Here is an 18,036-nt window from a genome sequence, read left to right on the forward strand (position 1 = left end):
TCAAATGGACCTAAATTAAATAACTAGCCTTGTAGATGGCTTACGCTTGCATTGGTAAGCCATCTATTTAGAAGGGGTGTTTACTCTGCTTTGTCAAAAAAGCGCGTCACACTGAATGGGGTTAAATCGATTGAGGTCGGTTGCCCTGTTACCAATTCGGTCATCAGCTTACCTGTGATAGCAGATGTTAAAATACCTGTTCTAAAATGACCACACGCATTGAGATAGCCTTCAATACCCGGAACTTTGCCCAAAATAGGCAACTCATCTGGCGTTCCTGGTCTTAATCCTGCCCAACAACGTTTAATATTCGACTCATTAAGAATAGGCAAACATTTCATGGCCCCACGGGACAACTCTTGAATTTTATCCAGGCTATTGGTGGTATCAAAGCCTTTCTCTTCGGTAGAAGAACCAATTAGTACTTCACCATTGTCTTTTTGCGCAATGTAACAGTCACTGGTACTGATACACCCATTAAGAATTTTCGGCATGCGTTCTGACAAAACAATTTGGCCTTTCACTGGATAAACCGGCATCTCCATATCTGTAGCTTGCTTAAATAGCGTATTCGCCCAAGCGCCAGTCGCATTGATGACAGTGTCACTACGCAGCTCTCCAGCCGCGGTTTTTAAGCCCAAGACTCGATTGCCTTCGCGCAGCACTTGCTCTACTTCCGTGTGTAAAAACAGTTCAACGCCGTTTTGCCTCGCCGCCTCGGTATAGGCTTCAACAAGACGATATGGGTTCACTTGATGATCACACTTGAAATCAATGGCACCTATTGCATCAGGCGTTACATAGGGTTCTTCTGCCTTTAACTGTTCAGCACTCAACCAACGTATCTGATCGCTGAGATGGGGAATGCCACTGACTATCTGATCAGCATAAAGCTCATCTTCCCGGTTATACATAATAAATTTGAGACCCGTGCGCTCAAACTTAAAGTCTACATCATGCTTTGTACGCAATTCTTCATAGAGATCTGGATACATGGCATTAGACTTTAAGGCCAATTCAAAAAAGCAATCCGGTAATTGGTGAGGGCGCATCGTAGGTATTTCTTCCCCTTGCGCTTCACTTTGCAACTTTGACAACGTTTTGAAAAAAATCACGCCACAACCAAGTCCAACCGACTCGCCAATTGCCCACAACCCCCCTGCCGAGGCGCGAGACGCATTACCCGGTTTTTTAATATCAACTAAGGCAATTTTAAGATCGGTATCTCGGCTTAAGAAATACGCACAAGCTGCACCAATGGCTCCACCACCAGCAATAATGACATCATATTTGCTCATCAATTTGTTTCTTCCATAAAAGTAAAGGGAATGGGATCTAAAGGAAATCGAGGTTTTATTACCCCTGTTTTTGGATTTTGTTTATGGCCAGCTTGGTGTAGCAAGTCCAACGCATAACTGCTACACGTTTTACCTTGGCAATCCCCCATGCCAATACGTGTGCGCATTTTCAAGGTTGTCAGATCTTTTACACCTTGCTGTATTGCATCATCTAACTGCTTTTTGGTTGCTTGCTCACAACGGCACACCACGGTGTCATCTTGCGCCAAATTGAGTATACCGCTTTGACGCTCACTGAAACGATCAAAGCCAAATCTGAAGCGTGAGATTCTGGCATGCTTACGCATTATTTTATTTTTCTCTTTGTGGGCCATCGTCGCGGTCACGGCACCTCGTTTCAAAGCGATATCCAGCGCAGCAATTTGACCTTCACATATTGCTGCATCCGCGCCCAATAGGCCACTACTATCACCCACAACATACATATTATTTTGACTACTGAGAAAGTTGTCATCCAACTCAGGTATGTAACCACTCACCTTCGTGTATTTATGCTCTACACCTAGCAGCATGGCCAATTGGGTTCGCGCCACGAAACCATAACCTACACCTATGGCATCGACGTCAATTGATTGTGAGCGACGGTGATCGGCCTGCCAGTTGTCATCGTAAGGTGCCACCGTTATGCGCTCTAAACTTCCCTCTCCCTGTGCATTCACAATGCCATAACCGTAGTAAAAAGGGATCTGATGCTTCTTCAGATACCCCATCATACTTAAGCCTGACAGGGTTAATTTCGGCTTGTTTAAAAGTGCAACAGCCTCTTTGGCAAGCTTATTAAATGAGCTTGCTTCATATACGCCGACAACATTCACACCCGCTTTGTGCAACTGACACGCGACCAATGGCAGTAATGGGCCAGTACCTACCAATGCCATTCTGGCCCCCGGCTTAACCAGACCACTCTTTATTTGTAATTGTACGCCGCCAAGCAGCATCACACCCGGTAATTGCCACCCAGGAAATGGTACACTGCGCTCATGACAACCCGTTGCCAAAATTAATTCATTGTAACTTTGCGTGGTCAGTTCGCCATTTTCACTTAGCAATAACTGCTGCTTACCCTCAGGCCCTAACACACGCGTCAGTAACTTTAGGTCGATAAAATCACGGTTACTTTCGTATCGTGTCCGCAGTGCACTCATCGCCCGCTGCAAGTTATCATCTAAGTGTGGCAAAGTTGCCGTCCTGCGCAGCGGTCCTCTATAAATCACGCCACCTATCTTGGGCGCTTCATCAATCACTATTGATGGGATCTGATATTTCCCTAACATGGCCGCAGCAGCAGTACCAGATGGTCCGCCACCAATAATCACTACGGGGCTAGACTTAACCATTGCACAGCCCCTCTTCTTTAAAGCGATTACTCAGTGTTTCAATATTCATATTTGGCTCCACCAAAGTTTGGCAAGCCCGTTGCTTGTGGCGTTTATTAATTTTAACGTGGCAGCAGTGGCAAACTCCCATAGAGCAATATGCCCCCGTGACGACATGTTTGTCGTTTTCGCATATGCGCTTTGTATTAGTTGCCTGCAATACAGATAATACGGTTTCTCCTTCACAGGCAGTGACCGGCGTATTATCAATTAGGACTTGAAACTGAATAGAGTCTAAAGGCGTAATATCCTTTGTACGCGTCGCTGTTGTCATTTTATTACCTTACTTACTTTGCCAAATTCATTCAGCTCCAGACTAGGGTAAAAAATTGCCAACAAGAATCACAAATTTACAAAAGTTAAACTTTTGTTGATCTAAATTAAGCTAGTGTCAAAAAGGGCCCATATGTAATGCGCTGTAATGTATTTTTCCTTTTCTTTATGATTTAGGAATAAAAACACAAAAATTAAAAGCCCATACATACAACAAGTTAAGATTAAAAATGGAATAACAAAAAGGGTTTAGCGCTCATTTATAAAAAGTATTGCATTAAATATTTTATTTAAAATATCACTATAAAAAGTACTAAACCCATAAATAGAAAGGGGGTAATTGAAATTAATTGTTAACAACCGGGTAGAGTCGTTACTCCAGTATCCTCTTTTACATGTTCGATAACCATATAAGTGTGATTTGTTCCCACACCAGGGATTTCGACAATCTGGCCTAACACTTCCCGATACTGATGCATGTCTGTAACTCGAATTTTTAGTAAATAATCAAAGCCACCCGCCACCATATCACAAGACACAACGTGTGGAATTTCAATAACATGTTGCTTGAACGTTTCGAATACCGACTCCGTAGAGCTTTTTAATGTGATTTCGACATGCGCCACCAGCTTCTGGCCCAGCTTTTCTGCGTTTAATCTTGCAGCATAGCCTTCAATATATCCCTCAGCTTCAAGCTTCTTAACTCTGTCTAGACATGGACTGGGGCTTAAATTCACGGCTTTAGCAAGATTAACATTTGAAATTCGGCCGTTTTTTTGTAGCGCTTCTAATATGGCAGTGTCGATGCGATCTAACACTCTGGTTTTTATTGATGTAGTCATGCAGCATAAAATTCTGTGAGAAAGTCATTACACCCCTAAATTTACCGTATTTAGTGAAAATAGAACAGCATATTCTGCTGAAACTTCTATACAATGCTCTCAAATTTCTATGGCGTTCCTATGATGAGGGCAAAGTTGTTTCTTATCATTCAGGGACTAAAATTTAACCACCGTAAATTTACACAGCAGCTTGCTCTTTGAGCTGTAGAAGACACTTGCTGTCTTCGTAGTACTTAGGTTTTTATATTGAGGGTTTAACCTATGCTATTTCAAGGCGATTTAACAACCCAGTGTCCGATCCGTCAAAAGATCCGTGACTTCTACCGCATTGATGAAGAAACTGTCATCGATCACATTTTACCGCTTGCTGAAGTTGGTGTTTCTGCTCGTACTCGTGCATGGGAACGTGCTCGTCAAATGGTATTAAACATCCGTAAAGACCAACACGGTCAAGGCGGTGTCGACGCATTATTAGAAGAGTACTCACTGTCTTCTGAAGAAGGTGTTGTGCTAATGTGTTTGGCTGAAGCGCTTTTACGCGTACCAGATGCACAAACGCAAGATATGTTAATTCGCGATAAGCTTAGCAAAGGTGACTGGAGCTCGCATTTAGGTAATAGTGATTCACTATTTGTAAACGCGTCGAGCTGGGGCCTACTACTAACCGGTAAAATGGTTAACTACGCTGACAAAAATAAAGAAGAACAATTTGGTTTACTAAAACGCACTATGGGTCGTATCGGTGAGCCAGCAATTCGTAAGTCAGTGCAATATGCGATGAAGATCATGGGCCAGCAGTTTGTAATGGGCACCACCATTGAAGCAGCACTTGAGCGCGCAAAAGAGAAAGAAGCCACAGGCTACGCATACTCATACGACATGCTAGGTGAAGGCGCACGCACGATGGCTGACGCCGAGCGTTACTTCAATAGCTATATGACTGCGATTCACGTCATTGGTAAAGCGGCAAACAACCGTGGTCCAATTAAGAGCCCAGGTATTTCTGTCAAACTATCTGCTATCCACCCTCGTTATGAATTTACACACCGCGACCGTGTGATTGCGGAGCTTGTGCCTAAACTTAAAGAATTAGCACTGGCTGCAAAACAGTACGACATTAATTTCACAGTAGACGCTGAAGAAGCCGATCGTTTGGATATCTCACTTGATATCATCGAAGCGGTATTCTCTGATGATGCGCTAGGTAATTGGAATGGCTTTGGTCTTGCTGTACAAGCCTATCAAAAGCGTGCTATTTGGGTCATTGATTGGCTTGAAGCACTCTGTCGCAGAGTTGGTCGCAAGATGATGGTACGTCTTGTAAAAGGGGCTTATTGGGATACTGAGGTTAAACTCACTCAAGCTGATGGCCTTGAAGACTTCCCTGTGTTTACGCGTAAAGCAACCACTGACGTTTCTTACAAAGCATGTGCAATCAAGCTCATGAATGCACGTGATGTGATCTTCCCTCAGTTTGCAACACACAACGCCTACTCAGCTGCCACGATCCTTGAGCTTGCTAAAGGTGAATTCAACAACTTTGAGTTCCAGTGTCTACACGGTATGGGTGACTCGTTATACAACCAAGTTGTCACAGAAGACAAAGTACAGTGCCGTGTTTATGCACCGGTTGGTCAGCACGAAGACTTGCTTGCTTACCTTGTTCGCCGTCTACTTGAAAACGGTGCAAACTCTTCTTTCGTAAATGCGATTGTTGATGAGTCAATGCCAGTTGAGTCACTCCTTGAAGATCCGGTAGAAAAGATCCAGCGTGTTAAGCATAAACGCAACATGCAGATCACGTTGCCAATCGATCTATACGGTGAAGAACGCAATAACTCAAAAGGTCTAGACCTAACAAACATCAACCACATCACACCAATGCGTGACAACTTGCAAAAGTGGGTTGAGGAAAACTTAATGACGGCTGCGGATGTCCCAGCAGGTCACGAAGCGGTATTAAACCCAGCTAACCACGATGAAGTGATTGGCTCTATTCGCCACCAAGATGCTGATGAAATGAAGCAACTTGTGGTCAATGCAGAGACGGCTTTCGCAACTTGGTCACAAACATCAGTCAGTGAACGCGCAGAAATTTTGCGTCGCACAGGCGATGCACTTGAGCGCCATCGTGACGAACTTATCGCGATGTGTATCAAAGAAGCAGGTAAAATCACACAAGACGGTATTGATGAAGTCCGTGAAGCCGTTGATTTCTGTCGTTACTACGCTGCAAAAGCTGAAGAGCTTGCTCTGGATGAGCGCTTTAGTCCACGTGGTGTGATCTTATGTATCAGCCCTTGGAACTTCCCACTGGCTATCTTCCTTGGACAGGTTGCTGCGGCAATCGTAACGGGTAACACCGTTATCGCAAAACCAGCTGAGCAAACATCACTAGTTGCCCTTCGTACCATTGAACTAATGGAAGAAGTGGGTTTACCAAAAGGCATTGTACAACCTGTTATCGCGCGCGGTAGTGAAGTAGGTAAACACATCGTGCCAGATACACGTATCCAAACGGTGATGTTCACCGGTTCTACAGAAACTGGAACGCGTATTTCGCAAACGCTTGCTGAGCGCGGCGGTGATCAAGTCCCTCTTATTGCAGAGACTGGTGGTCAAAACTGTATGATCGTTGACTCAACCGCACTGCCTGAGCAAGTGGTTGATGATGTGATTTCATCTGGTTTCCAGAGCGCCGGTCAACGATGTTCAGCACTTCGCGTACTCTTTGTACAAGAAGAGATCGCGGACAAAGTGATCAACATGATCAAAGGGGCAATGAAAGAGCTACACATCGGCGATCCTGCGCATCTATCTACTGACGTAGGCCCTGTCATCGACCAAAAAGCATTGAATGCGCTAAATGAGCACGTTGAATACTTAAAAGGCAACGCAACACTGCATTATGAGTGCTCACTGCCAGATATGGGCGAGACTGGTCACTTCTTCTTTGCACCGCGTCTATACGAAATCAGCGACCTATCAGTACTGAAAAAAGAAGTATTTGGCCCATGTGTTCACGTGATCCGCTTTAAAGGCGCTGATATCGACAATGTTATTGACCAAGTAAATAGCACGGGTTTTGGTTTGACGATGGGTATTCATACTCGCATTGAAGAACGTGCTGAGTACTTAGCAAAGCAATCTCGCGCTGGTAATATTTACGTAAACCGCAATATGATTGGTGCGGTCGTAGGTGTACAACCATTTGGTGGTCGCGGCCTTTCAGGTACTGGTCCAAAAGCGGGTGGCCCTAACTACATCGCGAGATTGGTAAAAGAAAACCAAGCTGTGGAAAATATCCAAGCAACTAACATCAAAGCGGATGGTGAAGAGATCACGGCTTATCAAGGTGCGCAAGAGCAAGTGTCTCGCATGATGAACCTCTCTAAGCGTGATGAGAAAGCGTGGCGTGCAATGCCACTAAACGATCGCGTATCTGTAGTACGTCAGCTACTTGCTAAGCTCGCCAAAGTTGAGATCCTTGATACCCTTGCCGATGACCTGAATAAAACGTTGGCCGATGCCCGTGAGCAACTTATTCGTGTCGAAAAGCGTTTAGATACGGTAATTGAGCTACCAGGTCCGACAGGCGAATCAAACACGCTTCGTTACGAAGCGCGTGGTTGTGTTGTTTGTTATGCAGATAAAGATACCTCATTTAACTTCTGGGTACTGTCGGTCATCACAGCGCTAGCAGCAGGTAACACCGTAATCACCGTTGTTTCTGACTTGTTCCACGAAGAAGCAATCGCGTTTAGAGACAAGCTATTAAACAGTGGTGTGGCAGAAGGTGTACTTCAAGTTGCTAAGCTTAACCAGCTTCCTGCAATCCTTGCACACGAGCACCTAGCAGGCGCTGTCGTTGGTAATGGTTGTGAGCGTAAAGGTTATGTCAGTACACAACTTGCTGCGCGCAGTGGTGCAATTTTGCCTGTTATTAGTGCAGAGTACTACGATACGTTATTGGGACGTCTTGTTACCGAAAAGACAATCAGTATCGACACAACAGCTTCTGGCGGTAATACATCGCTTATGACGCTTGTTGAAGATGAGTCGTAAGACACGTCAAACGTGTGTCGTAAACTTAATTGAAAAGCCAGCTTATGCTGGCTTTTTTCTTTAAACTAGCTCAAAACGCCTTCGTAAAGCCCCATAGCTAACAACAAGTTAGCTTCACGAAAAACAAAATTAATTAACTTTTGTAAGACATTAATTACAATCATTCACTTTGATTTTCAGCCAAACTATTTCAATTTTGTTCAGACCGTTATATTGTGCCTGTTTCTCTCACAAATATAGGGGCAATTTGTGCTTAATAATAAAACACTGGGCAGTATGCTGATTGTCGCAGGCACCACGATTGGTGCTGGTATGCTCGCGCTGCCAATTGCATCAGCGGGGCTCGGATTCACCACTTCGCTCATTTTAATTATCGCAACTTGGTTGTTAATGACTTATACCGCCCTGCTCATGCTTGAAGTCCATCAGTTTGCGAATCAAGAAGCTACTTTAAACACCTTAGCGAAACAGATCTTAGGCATAAAAGGACAATACATTGCCAACTTTTCGATGGTCTTTTTGTTTTATGCACTGTGCGCAGCCTATATTGCGGGTGGTGGCTCTCAATTAGGAGAGAAGCTGAGTAATGTCGCAGGAATGGAAATTGCGCCTCAGGTTGGCTCAGTCATGCTTGCGATTACCGTTGCGACCATCGTTGCACTGGGTACCAGCACAGTAGATAAACTAAACAGAGTTTTATTTACAATTAAAATCATTGTTCTAGCTAGCTTATTTTTTGTTTTAACCCCCTATGTTCATGGCCAACACTTATTGAATATGCCCATTGAACAAGGCCTTATCTTATCGGCCATTCCTGTCATTTTTACCTCATTTGGATTCCATGGTTCCATTCCATCTATCGTTAAATATGTTGGGCTAGATATTAAAACCTTGCGCCGAGTGATGATAGCTGGTGCCGCTTTACCATTGACTATTTACGTTTTTTGGCAATTACTCAGTCAAGGGATCATGGCTCAAGATGCACTGCTCCAAAGTGAAAACCTTCAAGGTCTGGTAAGCTCAATCTCAAGCATTGCACAGAGCGCTCATGTGCACACCTTTGTGACCATTTTTGCCGATTTAGCACTCGCAACATCATTTCTAGGCGTAAGCTTAGGCCTCTTCGACTTCTTTGCCGACGCATTCAAACAGCAGAATAGCGGCATGGATAGAGTGAAAACGGCACTCATCACTTTTGTGCCACCACTTGGTTTTGCACTGTTTTACCCACAAGGTTTTATTATGGCATTAGGTTACGCCGCTATCGCTTTAGTGGTGCTAGCAGTATTCCTACCAGTCGCCATGGTTTGGCAACAGAGAAAAGAAAACATGTCTGGTTACCAAGTCCGCGGCGGTAACTTAGGGTTAGCGTGTGCGGGCTTATGCGGCCTTCTCATCATCTCTGCACAATGCTTACAAATGTTTGGGGTTATCCCAGCCTTAGGCTAGGCGCCCCCGGACTAGGCGCTGTAGGTCGACTATAAAGTTAAATGTTTAAAAGCGCTGTACCAATGTGTACTGCGCTTCTACACACTCTAATATATTACTACTACTTTCTTACAATTCTATTGTCGATCTTCTCCTTATGCGATGTATATAATGGACGTAATTATAAAGGAGTTAAGAATGAAACAGGCTACATTGGCGCTAGTACCACTATTATTGCTCAGTGCATGCGGTGGAGAGAATGACACCCCATTGCAAAGAGGTGACAGCAGCACTAACCCTGATACACCCACTTCACAAACCCCGAGTACAGGGCAAGACTGTGGTGCAAACTTTAGTGCAGAGCGTTCACTCAATAAATTTGAATTCTCGGGTGTATTCTGGCAAGTAGAGGGGGAACGCCTTCAATCTAAACCTGAATTTAGACTCTATGCCGATAGCCGCTCTCTCGGGGCTACCCATACAATTTCGTCGGATAAAACGCTTTGTCTTCTAGCAGCCAACGTTTTTGGGTCTATTAATGCAGAAACCTGGGACGGCGATGACAATGCGTCTTTTAAAAAGGGAGAATTGTACTATTACGCGCCCGAGTTTAAATTTAAGACTGGCTTACCTGACATTACTTCTCTTACAGATTGGCGTTCAAAAGGGCAACCTGAGACAGTAACTCAACCACTCGAGAGCATTAATCTGACCATTCACTATCGGGATAAAGACAATAACCTAATTACCCTTGGTGATCCGCAAACAAATTTGAACCCGATAATATTGAGCTGCAATCAAACAGATTTTGATATCTCGTTGTCTTTACAACAAGTTGCTAACTCAGCGCTCGCCACGCTCGACCCAGCATATTGTGAAACTCAAACCGTAGGCAACGAGGCGCAAACATTTTGTTTGTCTGCTGGGTTTAGTCAAAATCTTAAACTCGACAGCTGTAAATTTGATTTAACTAAGGTGTCATTACCAGATCAAAGAGGGAATAAGACGTCTGTTCAGGTATCCGGCTTATTGGAGTTTGCACAGGACAATGCTGAGTTGACAATCACAGATATTGACTTATAAGAATATCGACTAGGGCTTTAGCTTTTGATGGAATTATTCTTCCACTTGAGCTTTTGCCCAAAGTGCCATAACAGAGGCACAAAGCACAACACAATCGTGACGGTATTGACGATTGGCAGTACCGATTTGTAAAGGTAAGTAGAGTAACTCAGGTCCATTAAATGTCTATCAACCAAACGGAACAGTTGCAATATGGGCGCAGGTAACACCACTAACTGAACAATTATACTTTGCCACATATACATTTTATCTTTTAAAGCCCAATAAGCTACGATTGCGATAAACACAATGTCATTTAGGGCCCAAAGGATATATCTATACACCTTATCATCGTCAAAAGACATAATGGGCTCGTAAGTAAACGAACCCACTATATGAAATACAAGGCATAAAAACGCGTACCTAAATGCTTGTTTATCCTTTATAAAAATAAAAATCAAACAGGCAATAAACGCAAGTAGTGTCAGAGAATTATCCAATAAAGGTACGAATGCATTCTCAAATTCAACACTATTTAGGTATACGGTAAAGTCAGAGGTTTTCAATTTAATACTTTAAAATGGTTTATTTGTCTTGCTGATTGCCATCACCGCCATTATCACCACCAGAACCATTACCGCCAGGCATATCTGCAAATTTATAAAGCTTAGACATAGTAAACTCCTTTAAAAAAGAATAATTTCAGGCCAACATACGTTAGCCCAAAAATGTAATTCACGCAATCTTTTCTAATTATTTTCCCTTCTAACTTCAATAGGATCGGATTCTTTTGCTTTACCCTGAAGTATTGATATTTCGACTCGACGATTACGTTTTCGATCTGTGTCATTGGCGTTTGGAACTAAGGGGCGAGTATCAGCGTGCCCAACAACAACCATGCGGTTTTTATCGAAGCCACTGACCGTTTGCATTTCACTCGCAACAGCTACAGCGCGCGTTGCGGATAAATCCCAATTATTGTAGTAAAGCTCATTAGATACCTGAAAATCATCGGTATGCCCTGACACCGTAATTTCACCGGGTACATCTTTTAATAACTCAGCAATATCATGGATCACAGGTTTAAATTTAGGTTGTAAAAATGCACTACCAGAGGGGAATGACCCATTCTCTTGAATACGAATAATGATTTGTTGTCCCAAAGACTCAAGCTCTATTGCACCATCCATTATTTGCTTTTCAAGCTGTTGTGAGATTTTTTTTACCAGCTCATTGACCTGTTCTTGATCTGCAGCAGCCACAGCCTGTGTCATCGACTGTTCTTGTGCGGTACTGGCTGATTCTCCCCCCCGCTTGTTACCCCGTTGTTCTTGTCTCCCCCCCGCTGAACTTTCTTCACCGGCTTGGAACTCAAGCATCTGCTGTGTCATTTCTACAGTTTGTTGCTGAATCGTCTCGATTGGGGTTGGTTCGGGTTTACCGGGCGTAAACTCCATCGCAATCACACTGGTCCCTTTTGGGATATCTTTTACTTCTATTTTGTTTTGCACACCAAAGGCAAACTTCATAGAACCCGCAATTTGCTTAAACTTGAGTACGTCCATTTCTGAGAACGCCAAAAGCAATACGAAAAAGCACATCAATAATGACATGAGGTCTGCAAAAGTCCCCATCCAGGCAGGCAAGCCTGGGGGGGGACATTTGCATTCATTTTCGTCAGACATAAGCTACTCCTCTGCGCCGTCACCACGTTTTGACTCTGGCAAGTAGTTTTTCAATATGCCCTCAATCACTTTCGGGTTTTGACCATCTTGAATGCCTAAAATCGCGTCTAGAATCAAACGTTGATTACGCTCTTCTTCGTCTTTTCTAAGCTCTAATTTTACCTGGATAGGGATAGCAACAACGTTTGCCAAAAAGGCACCGTAAAGCGTGGTTAGTAGTGCTACCGCCATCGCTGGACCAATTGCTTTAGGGTCATCCATGTTTGAAAGCATAGCAACAAGACCAATCAATGTCCCGATCATGCCCATCGCCGGCGCAATATCCGCCAGCGACTTGAATAATCCCGCGCCTAACTCGTGGCGATTCGCGGTCAATGCAATATCTTTTTGCAGCGTTGCTCTAACCACATCAGCATCGTGACCGTCGACCAGCATATCGACACCTTTTCGCATAAATGGATTTGGGATTTCTGCTTCTTCGAGTGCGAGGAATCCGCCTTTACGTGCTGAGTCAGCAAGTTCTACTGCTTTTTCAATTAATTCCTCTGGCGTTTCAATCTTAAACATGAACGCCTTGCCCGCGACTTTACCTATGCCCAAAAATTGCGCCATCGTAAAGTTCGAAAGCACGATAAATATTGAGCCACCAAATACAATAACCACCGATGGGGTATTGTAAAACATGGCAAGTTGACCATCACTACTGAGAACCATCGACATGACAATCAAACCAATGGCACCAAGGATACCTATAACGGTTGCTAAATCCACACACCCTCCAAAGGTATTTATCCGTGAAATATCACGCAGTTATTGTTATACGTTGAGTTATCGGCAGGTTTTGCAATAACTTAATTCAATTATATTAAAAACCCTTTAAATTGCGAGAATATACGTAAACATTCAAGTCAATCTGAACTAAAAGGATAGTAAAAAAGTCTATCAGATACTTTGACCTCTATCTTTAATAACCATAAAATTGAGCCCTTAAAAGTTTTGCGTAAAAGTGAAGAGAAGATATGGCAGTCAAAAAACCAGAAAATATGAGCTTTGAAGAAGCTGTCACAGAGTTGGAGACCATCGTCCAGGAAATGGAGCGCGGTGAATTGACTTTAGACCAGTCCCTTAAGCAATTTGAACGAGGTGTGAAACTAGCCCAAGCATCAAATCAAAAACTTCAACAAGCAGAACAGAAAGTGTCAATTTTACTCGCCAATGACGAGACAACCACACCCAGTGAGTTTGCGGATCAAGTGGAATAATTGCGTGGATTTAAAACAAAAACTTAGCATCGCTAGACAAGATGTAGAACAAACAATACAAAGTTATTTTGCGCAAGACCTAAATACAGATCCGACAGCTAAAGCAGCTGCACTCTATTCTATTAGCAATGGCGGAAAGCGCTTGCGCCCTTTTTTAGTGTATGCCACAGGCGAAATGCTTGGTGCAAATAAAGACGACTTAAACATCGCCGCAGCAGCCGTAGAATGTATACATAGTTATTCGTTGGTACACGATGATCTACCCGCTATGGACGACGACGATTTAAGACGAGGCAAGCCGACTTGTCACATTGCATTTGATGAAGCACAAGCAATTCTTGCTGGAGATTCTTTACAAACATTGGCGTTTGAATTGTTATCTTCTCACAGTTTTATTGTCTCGCCGAAACAGCAGCTAAAAATGATCAACGCGTTAGCGCAAGCATCTGGACTGCGGGGCATGGTTGGCGGTCAGGCACTCGATATTGCCGCAACAGACAAATTGATCGATTTAGCACAATTAGAGCGTATTCATAGATTAAAAACAGGCGCTTTGCTTAATTGTGCAATCGAATTAGGGGCACTGTGTGCACCCAATGTTTCAGACTTAACTCGTAGTCAACTAAAGGAGTTTGGTTTAGCTATTGGATTGGCTTTTCAGGTACAAGACGATATTCTCGACATTGAAGGGGATACCAGTACGCTGGGTAAACCACAGGGCTCGGATCTACAGCACAACAAATCTACTTACCCTGCTTTATTGGGCATGGAAGGGGCAAAAAGCAAAGCAAAAATGCTCATTGAACAGGCATTACAAACTTTGAATAAAATAGATGCTGATACCCGCTTACTGGCCGAGCTAGCACAGTATATTATTGCTAGAGACCATTAATCTTGGCCCTGTTGTAAATGACTAATTAGTGACAAGTTCCCTTTAAATTTATAAAACTATTGGCAAGCTTTGTATATAATTCAGCAAGGTTTGCTAAGGATATTACAAATAATATGACTCTTGATAGTAGCAAGTATCCCCTATTGGCACTCGTTGATCAGCCTCAACAGTTGCGCCAATTACCGCAGCAAAAGTTAAATGACTTTAGCGCGGAGCTGAGAGGTTATTTATTAGACTCAGTGTCTCAAAGTAGCGGCCACCTAGCTTCTGGGCTAGGCACTGTCGAATTAACTGTGGCGCTCCACTATGTGTATAACACTCCGACTGACAGGTTGGTGTGGGATGTTGGTCACCAAGCGTACCCCCACAAAATCTTAACTGGCCGAAAAGGTCAGATGCACACCATTCGTCAAAAAGATGGTCTGCACCCATTTCCATATCGTGAAGAAAGTGAGTTTGATACATTTAGTGTTGGCCACTCTAGCACCTCTATTTCAGCAGCTTTAGCCATGGCCATTGCAGCCGAAAAGGAAGGAAAGAATCGCAAAACGGTAGCCGTGATTGGTGATGGAGCAATGACTGCGGGTATGGCTTTTGAAGCAATGAACCATGCAGGTGACGTGAAATCAGATATGCTGGTCATCCTTAACGACAATGAAATGTCGATTTCGGAAAATGTCGGCGCTTTAAATAATCACTTTGCACGTATCTTATCAGGAAGCTTCTATACCAATATTCGTGAAGGCGGTAAAAAGCTTCTTTCAGGTGTACCACCCGTTAAAGAGCTTGCCAGTAAAGTAGAAGAACACCTAAAAGGCATGGTAATTCCTGGTACATTCTTTGAAGAATTAGGGTTCAACTATATTGGCCCTATCGATGGTCACGATGTGGACATGTTGGTTGATACTTTACGTAACATGCGCAATTTAAAAGGCCCGCAGCTTCTGCATGTTAAAACGCAAAAGGGAAAAGGCTACCAGCCGGCCGAAGCCGATCCGATAGGCTATCACGGCGTGCCCAAGTTTGACCCAAGCATCCATAGCTTACCGAAATCAAAGCCGAGCGCACCTACTTTCTCTAAAGTATTTGGCGACTGGTTATGCGATATGGCAGCCCAAGATAAAAACTTAATGGCTATCACGCCAGCGATGCGTGAAGGTTCTGGCATGGTGAAGTTTTCCAAGGAGTTTCCAAAGCAGTATTTTGATGTTGCCATCGCCGAACAGCATGCTGTCACTTTAGGGGCTGGATTTGCTTGTGAAGGTTTAAACCCAGTTGTAGCGATTTATTCTAGCTTTTTACAACGTGCCTACGATCAGTTGATCCACGACGTTGCGCTGCAAAACTTACCGGTTCTTTTCGCAATTGATAGAGCAGGTATTGTCGGTGCAGATGGCGAAACACACCAAGGTGCGTATGATTTGAGCTTTATGCGCTGTATCCCAAATCTTGTGATCATGGCGCCAAGTGATTTGAATGAGTGCCGACAAATGCTCTATACCGGGCACAAGCTCGATAAGCCTGCGGCTGTAAGATATCCACGCGGCTCTGCTGGCTCTGCTGAGATAGAGCAAACAATGACGCAACTGCCCATCGGGAAAGCGAATAAAGTGAGAGATGGACAAAAACTTGCCATTCTGAACTTTGGAACGCTACTAGACAATGCCCGTCACGCTGCACAAGAATTGGATGCTACACTGATCGATATGCGCTTTGTAAAACCATTAGATACGACATTACTCGAAACGCTTGCACAGACGCACAGTCACTTCATCACATTAGAGGACAATGCAGTTGCAGGGGGTGCGGGCAGTGCTGTTAGTGAGTTTTTTGCTCAAAGCAAAATAACGCAACCAGTAATGCACTTGGGGATCCCTGATGAATTTATCAAGCATGGTACTCAAGCCCAAATGCACAGTGAAATGGGCCTTGATAGTGAGGGAATTCTCTCCTCTGCAAATCGTTGGCTAACAGCATAAAAACAACTCAGCTGCCTTTAAATAGGCAGCTTTTAAAAAAGCGTTTATTCAGTTAAATACCTCCCCGTAAAAACCACCGATTAATGCAAAAAACACAAGTATAATTAATGAGCCCTCTACGTATCTCGGTCTAAATCCTGAAAAGGTACGCATGACTTTAAAATCAACTAGACGCGTGGACTCTTCTCGCTCTATAAAGCCCTAAAAAATAAATATAATTATAAAAAAACAAATATAATCATAGTGATAGTTATATGGAATTCATTTTAAATCGCATCATAAAAATGAATAAATCAATTTTTAACCCATCATTTCAAACCTAAATTAATGCGTAATTAATTACACTTTCTCCTTTTTAGATAACAATCCTCCCCCCGCTCAACTCACCTATGAAACATTTCATATAGTTGAATGAACAATAGACAGTATTAATTTTATGTGATAAAAATCCTTGAAAATTACAATCTGTATACGAAATTAGCTTCGATATATAAGACTAATAAGATTGTAATTATTTGTCGTTGAGGCAGCTTATTGGCCATCAAGCCCATGCTATATAAAGTTAATGATAGTGTGTAATATCTTTGCAAAACACATCGTCACCTTTAATTCATAGCCTCAATACAAAGCTTCATCTTTAAAATGTTGTAAATTTGTAACGGATTCGGTATTAAGGTAAGGGGAATATGGTGGATTTTTTTGCAAGATATATCACAGGGGATGACCTTAGAGCGCTACGCAAGAAAAAAGGTGTCACAACTGCAATCATGGCGAAACATTTAGGTGTATGTCGTAAAACATACGAAAATTGGGAGCGTGATGTTGGGCAGCCTAAGCTTAATCAGTTTTTTGCGATTTGTGCCTATTGCTCCATTGACTTAACCGATTTAATTGCAAAAATCCGAGGTCAACAAAGCTCCTAAAGGACAGCTTGCGAAGATAGGATTTAGTATGCAGCACGCTAAACAGCGTAATGAAAGCTCAGATAACCACATTAATAAAGGCGTAGCGCTTTTTGACGTAATAAAGGCGCTCATATTGCTTTTCCTTAAGCAAAATAATAAACAATACCGCTTACTGCGCCACTGACAGCCCACTGATTAATCGAGTTTATAGCACTACGAATGAAAGTCATCGCAATCTTATTCGCTGCCACTTTGATCATGTACCTAGCTACACATGTGTTAGATGCTGTAAAGGCAGAAATTCTCTATGTTAGTGTCATTGCCTTTATTGGTATCTGGTTTCGCAGCAATATCAACATCGCACATATTTGCGCCCTGCTTGCGTCACAACATATTGTATCTATTATCATTTTTAACTTTAATTTATTTCCCGTTGAACCTGATGCCCCGGGAGTCTGGCACAATGCCCGCGCTTTCACCATTCATTTTATTTTAGACTTAATACTCTTTTTTGCGATTGGGTTAAGACCGGCGATTTCTAGGTGGGTAAAAAGGCATTATGATGATGCTAAGCAAATGATATGTATGACAAATGCAGATATTGCCTTACTGAGCATCTTTGGCTTATTCATGTTGGCTGATAGTCTCGCGTTAATAGAGAATTTTTTAAGAAATTTAAGGTATTTAGGTGTTACCGGAACACTCTCTACTTACTTCCAAAATTGGACTGGGATTTATTATAACTACGAGCTCATTAAATCTTTTATTTTGGGCCTAGAAATGATCGCGGTGCTCTCAATTATCAAACCATCTGTTCGTAAGCAGTCTAGCTTTAAATTGCCTTTCAATGCGCCCTCTCAGCAAAGTTCGTGATCTGACTAGGTAGATACAACTTGCCCGCAAAAATAG

General features: G+C 42.9%; 16 protein-coding genes. 9 read left to right on the top strand and 7 right to left on the bottom strand.

Translation table 11 applies throughout. The features are described 5' to 3' along the window. Positions 1-80 precede the first annotated feature (80 nt). From A7985_RS24305 to A7985_RS24320, 4 genes are all read right to left on the bottom strand, one after another. Positions 81-1,298: an NAD(P)/FAD-dependent oxidoreductase gene (locus tag A7985_RS24305; RefSeq protein ID WP_065792992.1), complete on the bottom strand. Its 1,218-nt coding sequence runs from the start codon at positions 1,296-1,298 to the stop codon at positions 81-83. Beyond that, positions 1,298-2,695, bottom strand: a complete 1,398-nt coding sequence (locus A7985_RS24310) for an FAD/NAD(P)-dependent oxidoreductase (RefSeq protein WP_065792993.1) — start codon at positions 2,693-2,695, stop codon at positions 1,298-1,300. Before A7985_RS24310 ends, A7985_RS24305 begins: the two co-directional genes overlap by 1 nt. Further along, a complete protein-coding gene (locus A7985_RS24315; protein ID WP_065792994.1) occupies positions 2,688-3,008 on the bottom strand; it encodes a 2Fe-2S iron-sulfur cluster-binding protein in 321 nt (106 codons plus the stop codon). Before A7985_RS24315 ends, A7985_RS24310 begins: the two co-directional genes overlap by 8 nt. A gap of 352 nt (positions 3,009-3,360) precedes the next feature. Continuing rightward, on the bottom strand, positions 3,361-3,849 hold the full coding sequence (locus tag A7985_RS24320; protein WP_065792995.1) for a winged helix-turn-helix transcriptional regulator: 489 nt from the start codon (positions 3,847-3,849) through the stop codon (positions 3,361-3,363). 261 nt (positions 3,850-4,110) lie between these two features. Between A7985_RS24320 and putA the strand changes: the two genes are divergently transcribed. From putA to A7985_RS24335, 3 genes are all read left to right on the top strand, one after another. Further along, positions 4,111-7,914, top strand: coding sequence for a bifunctional proline dehydrogenase/L-glutamate gamma-semialdehyde dehydrogenase PutA (gene putA / locus A7985_RS24325; protein ID WP_065792996.1), 3,804 nt, complete (start codon positions 4,111-4,113; stop codon positions 7,912-7,914). Between the two features lie 249 nt (positions 7,915-8,163). Beyond that, complete coding sequence (locus A7985_RS24330) at positions 8,164-9,363, top strand: aromatic amino acid transporter (RefSeq protein WP_081310725.1); 1,200 nt, start codon at positions 8,164-8,166, stop codon at positions 9,361-9,363. A 177-nt stretch (positions 9,364-9,540) separates the two neighbouring features. Next, complete coding sequence (locus A7985_RS24335; protein ID WP_065792997.1) at positions 9,541-10,425, top strand: hypothetical protein; 885 nt, start codon at positions 9,541-9,543, stop codon at positions 10,423-10,425. A 17-nt stretch (positions 10,426-10,442) separates the two neighbouring features. Here A7985_RS24335 and A7985_RS24340 read toward each other — a convergent pair whose 3' ends face one another. The 3 genes from A7985_RS24340 to pomA form a co-directional block, all read right to left on the bottom strand. Beyond that, positions 10,443-10,769 carry a hypothetical protein gene (locus A7985_RS24340; protein ID WP_256096848.1) on the bottom strand — a complete coding sequence of 109 codons (327 nt, stop codon included), beginning with the start codon at positions 10,767-10,769 and terminating at the stop codon, positions 10,443-10,445. A gap of 384 nt (positions 10,770-11,153) precedes the next feature. After that, positions 11,154-12,089, bottom strand: a complete 936-nt coding sequence (locus tag A7985_RS24345) for a flagellar motor protein MotB (RefSeq protein ID WP_063373008.1) — start codon at positions 12,087-12,089, stop codon at positions 11,154-11,156. Positions 12,090-12,092: 3 nt separating this feature from the next. Next, the gene (pomA, locus tag A7985_RS24350) at positions 12,093-12,860 is read right to left on the bottom strand and encodes a flagellar motor protein PomA (RefSeq protein WP_063373007.1); all 768 of its coding nucleotides are present in this window, start codon (positions 12,858-12,860) and stop codon (positions 12,093-12,095) included. Positions 12,861-13,108: 248 nt separating this feature from the next. Between pomA and A7985_RS24355 the strand changes: the two genes are divergently transcribed. From A7985_RS24355 to A7985_RS24375, 6 genes are all read left to right on the top strand, one after another. Continuing rightward, positions 13,109-13,351: an exodeoxyribonuclease VII small subunit gene (locus A7985_RS24355; protein ID WP_065792998.1), complete on the top strand. Its 243-nt coding sequence runs from the start codon at positions 13,109-13,111 to the stop codon at positions 13,349-13,351. A 4-nt stretch (positions 13,352-13,355) separates the two neighbouring features. Further along, complete coding sequence (ispA, locus tag A7985_RS24360; protein ID WP_065792999.1) at positions 13,356-14,243, top strand: (2E,6E)-farnesyl diphosphate synthase; 888 nt, start codon at positions 13,356-13,358, stop codon at positions 14,241-14,243. A 113-nt stretch (positions 14,244-14,356) separates the two neighbouring features. Next, positions 14,357-16,222: a 1-deoxy-D-xylulose-5-phosphate synthase gene (dxs, locus tag A7985_RS24365; protein ID WP_065793000.1), complete on the top strand. Its 1,866-nt coding sequence runs from the start codon at positions 14,357-14,359 to the stop codon at positions 16,220-16,222. A 686-nt stretch (positions 16,223-16,908) separates the two neighbouring features. Further along, on the top strand, positions 16,909-17,145 hold the full coding sequence (locus A7985_RS24370) for a helix-turn-helix transcriptional regulator (RefSeq protein ID WP_063373003.1): 237 nt from the start codon (positions 16,909-16,911) through the stop codon (positions 17,143-17,145). A gap of 28 nt (positions 17,146-17,173) precedes the next feature. Then, positions 17,174-17,311: a hypothetical protein gene (locus tag A7985_RS26680; protein ID WP_176716805.1), complete on the top strand. Its 138-nt coding sequence runs from the start codon at positions 17,174-17,176 to the stop codon at positions 17,309-17,311. Between the two features lie 35 nt (positions 17,312-17,346). Beyond that, a complete protein-coding gene (locus tag A7985_RS24375; RefSeq protein ID WP_065793001.1) occupies positions 17,347-18,000 on the top strand; it encodes a hypothetical protein in 654 nt (217 codons plus the stop codon). The last annotated feature ends 36 nt before the right edge of the window (positions 18,001-18,036 follow it).

The sequence above is a fragment of the Pseudoalteromonas luteoviolacea genome (assembly GCF_001696455.1).
GTDB lineage: Bacteria > Pseudomonadota > Gammaproteobacteria > Enterobacterales > Alteromonadaceae > Pseudoalteromonas > Pseudoalteromonas luteoviolacea_C.

Coding starts and splice junctions, on each gene's coding strand:
- A7985_RS24375 (WP_065793001.1), top strand. CDS start 17,347: ATGAAAGTCATCGCAATCTTATTCGCTGCCACTTTGATCATGTACCTA.
- A7985_RS24340 (WP_256096848.1), bottom strand. CDS start 10,769: ATGTCTTTTGACGATGATAAGGTGTATAGATATATCCTTTGGGCCCTA.
- A7985_RS24370 (WP_063373003.1), top strand. CDS start 16,909: ATGGTGGATTTTTTTGCAAGATATATCACAGGGGATGACCTTAGAGCG.
- dxs (WP_065793000.1), top strand. CDS start 14,357: ATGACTCTTGATAGTAGCAAGTATCCCCTATTGGCACTCGTTGATCAG.
- A7985_RS24305 (WP_065792992.1), bottom strand. CDS start 1,298: ATGAGCAAATATGATGTCATTATTGCTGGTGGTGGAGCCATTGGTGCA.
- A7985_RS24355 (WP_065792998.1), top strand. CDS start 13,109: ATGGCAGTCAAAAAACCAGAAAATATGAGCTTTGAAGAAGCTGTCACA.
- A7985_RS24310 (WP_065792993.1), bottom strand. CDS start 2,695: ATGGTTAAGTCTAGCCCCGTAGTGATTATTGGTGGCGGACCATCTGGT.
- A7985_RS24335 (WP_065792997.1), top strand. CDS start 9,541: ATGAAACAGGCTACATTGGCGCTAGTACCACTATTATTGCTCAGTGCA.
- A7985_RS24345 (WP_063373008.1), bottom strand. CDS start 12,089: ATGTCTGACGAAAATGAATGCAAATGTCCCCCCCCAGGCTTGCCTGCC.
- A7985_RS24315 (WP_065792994.1), bottom strand. CDS start 3,008: ATGACAACAGCGACGCGTACAAAGGATATTACGCCTTTAGACTCTATT.
- putA (WP_065792996.1), top strand. CDS start 4,111: ATGCTATTTCAAGGCGATTTAACAACCCAGTGTCCGATCCGTCAAAAG.
- A7985_RS26680 (WP_176716805.1), top strand. CDS start 17,174: ATGCAGCACGCTAAACAGCGTAATGAAAGCTCAGATAACCACATTAAT.
- A7985_RS24320 (WP_065792995.1), bottom strand. CDS start 3,849: ATGACTACATCAATAAAAACCAGAGTGTTAGATCGCATCGACACTGCC.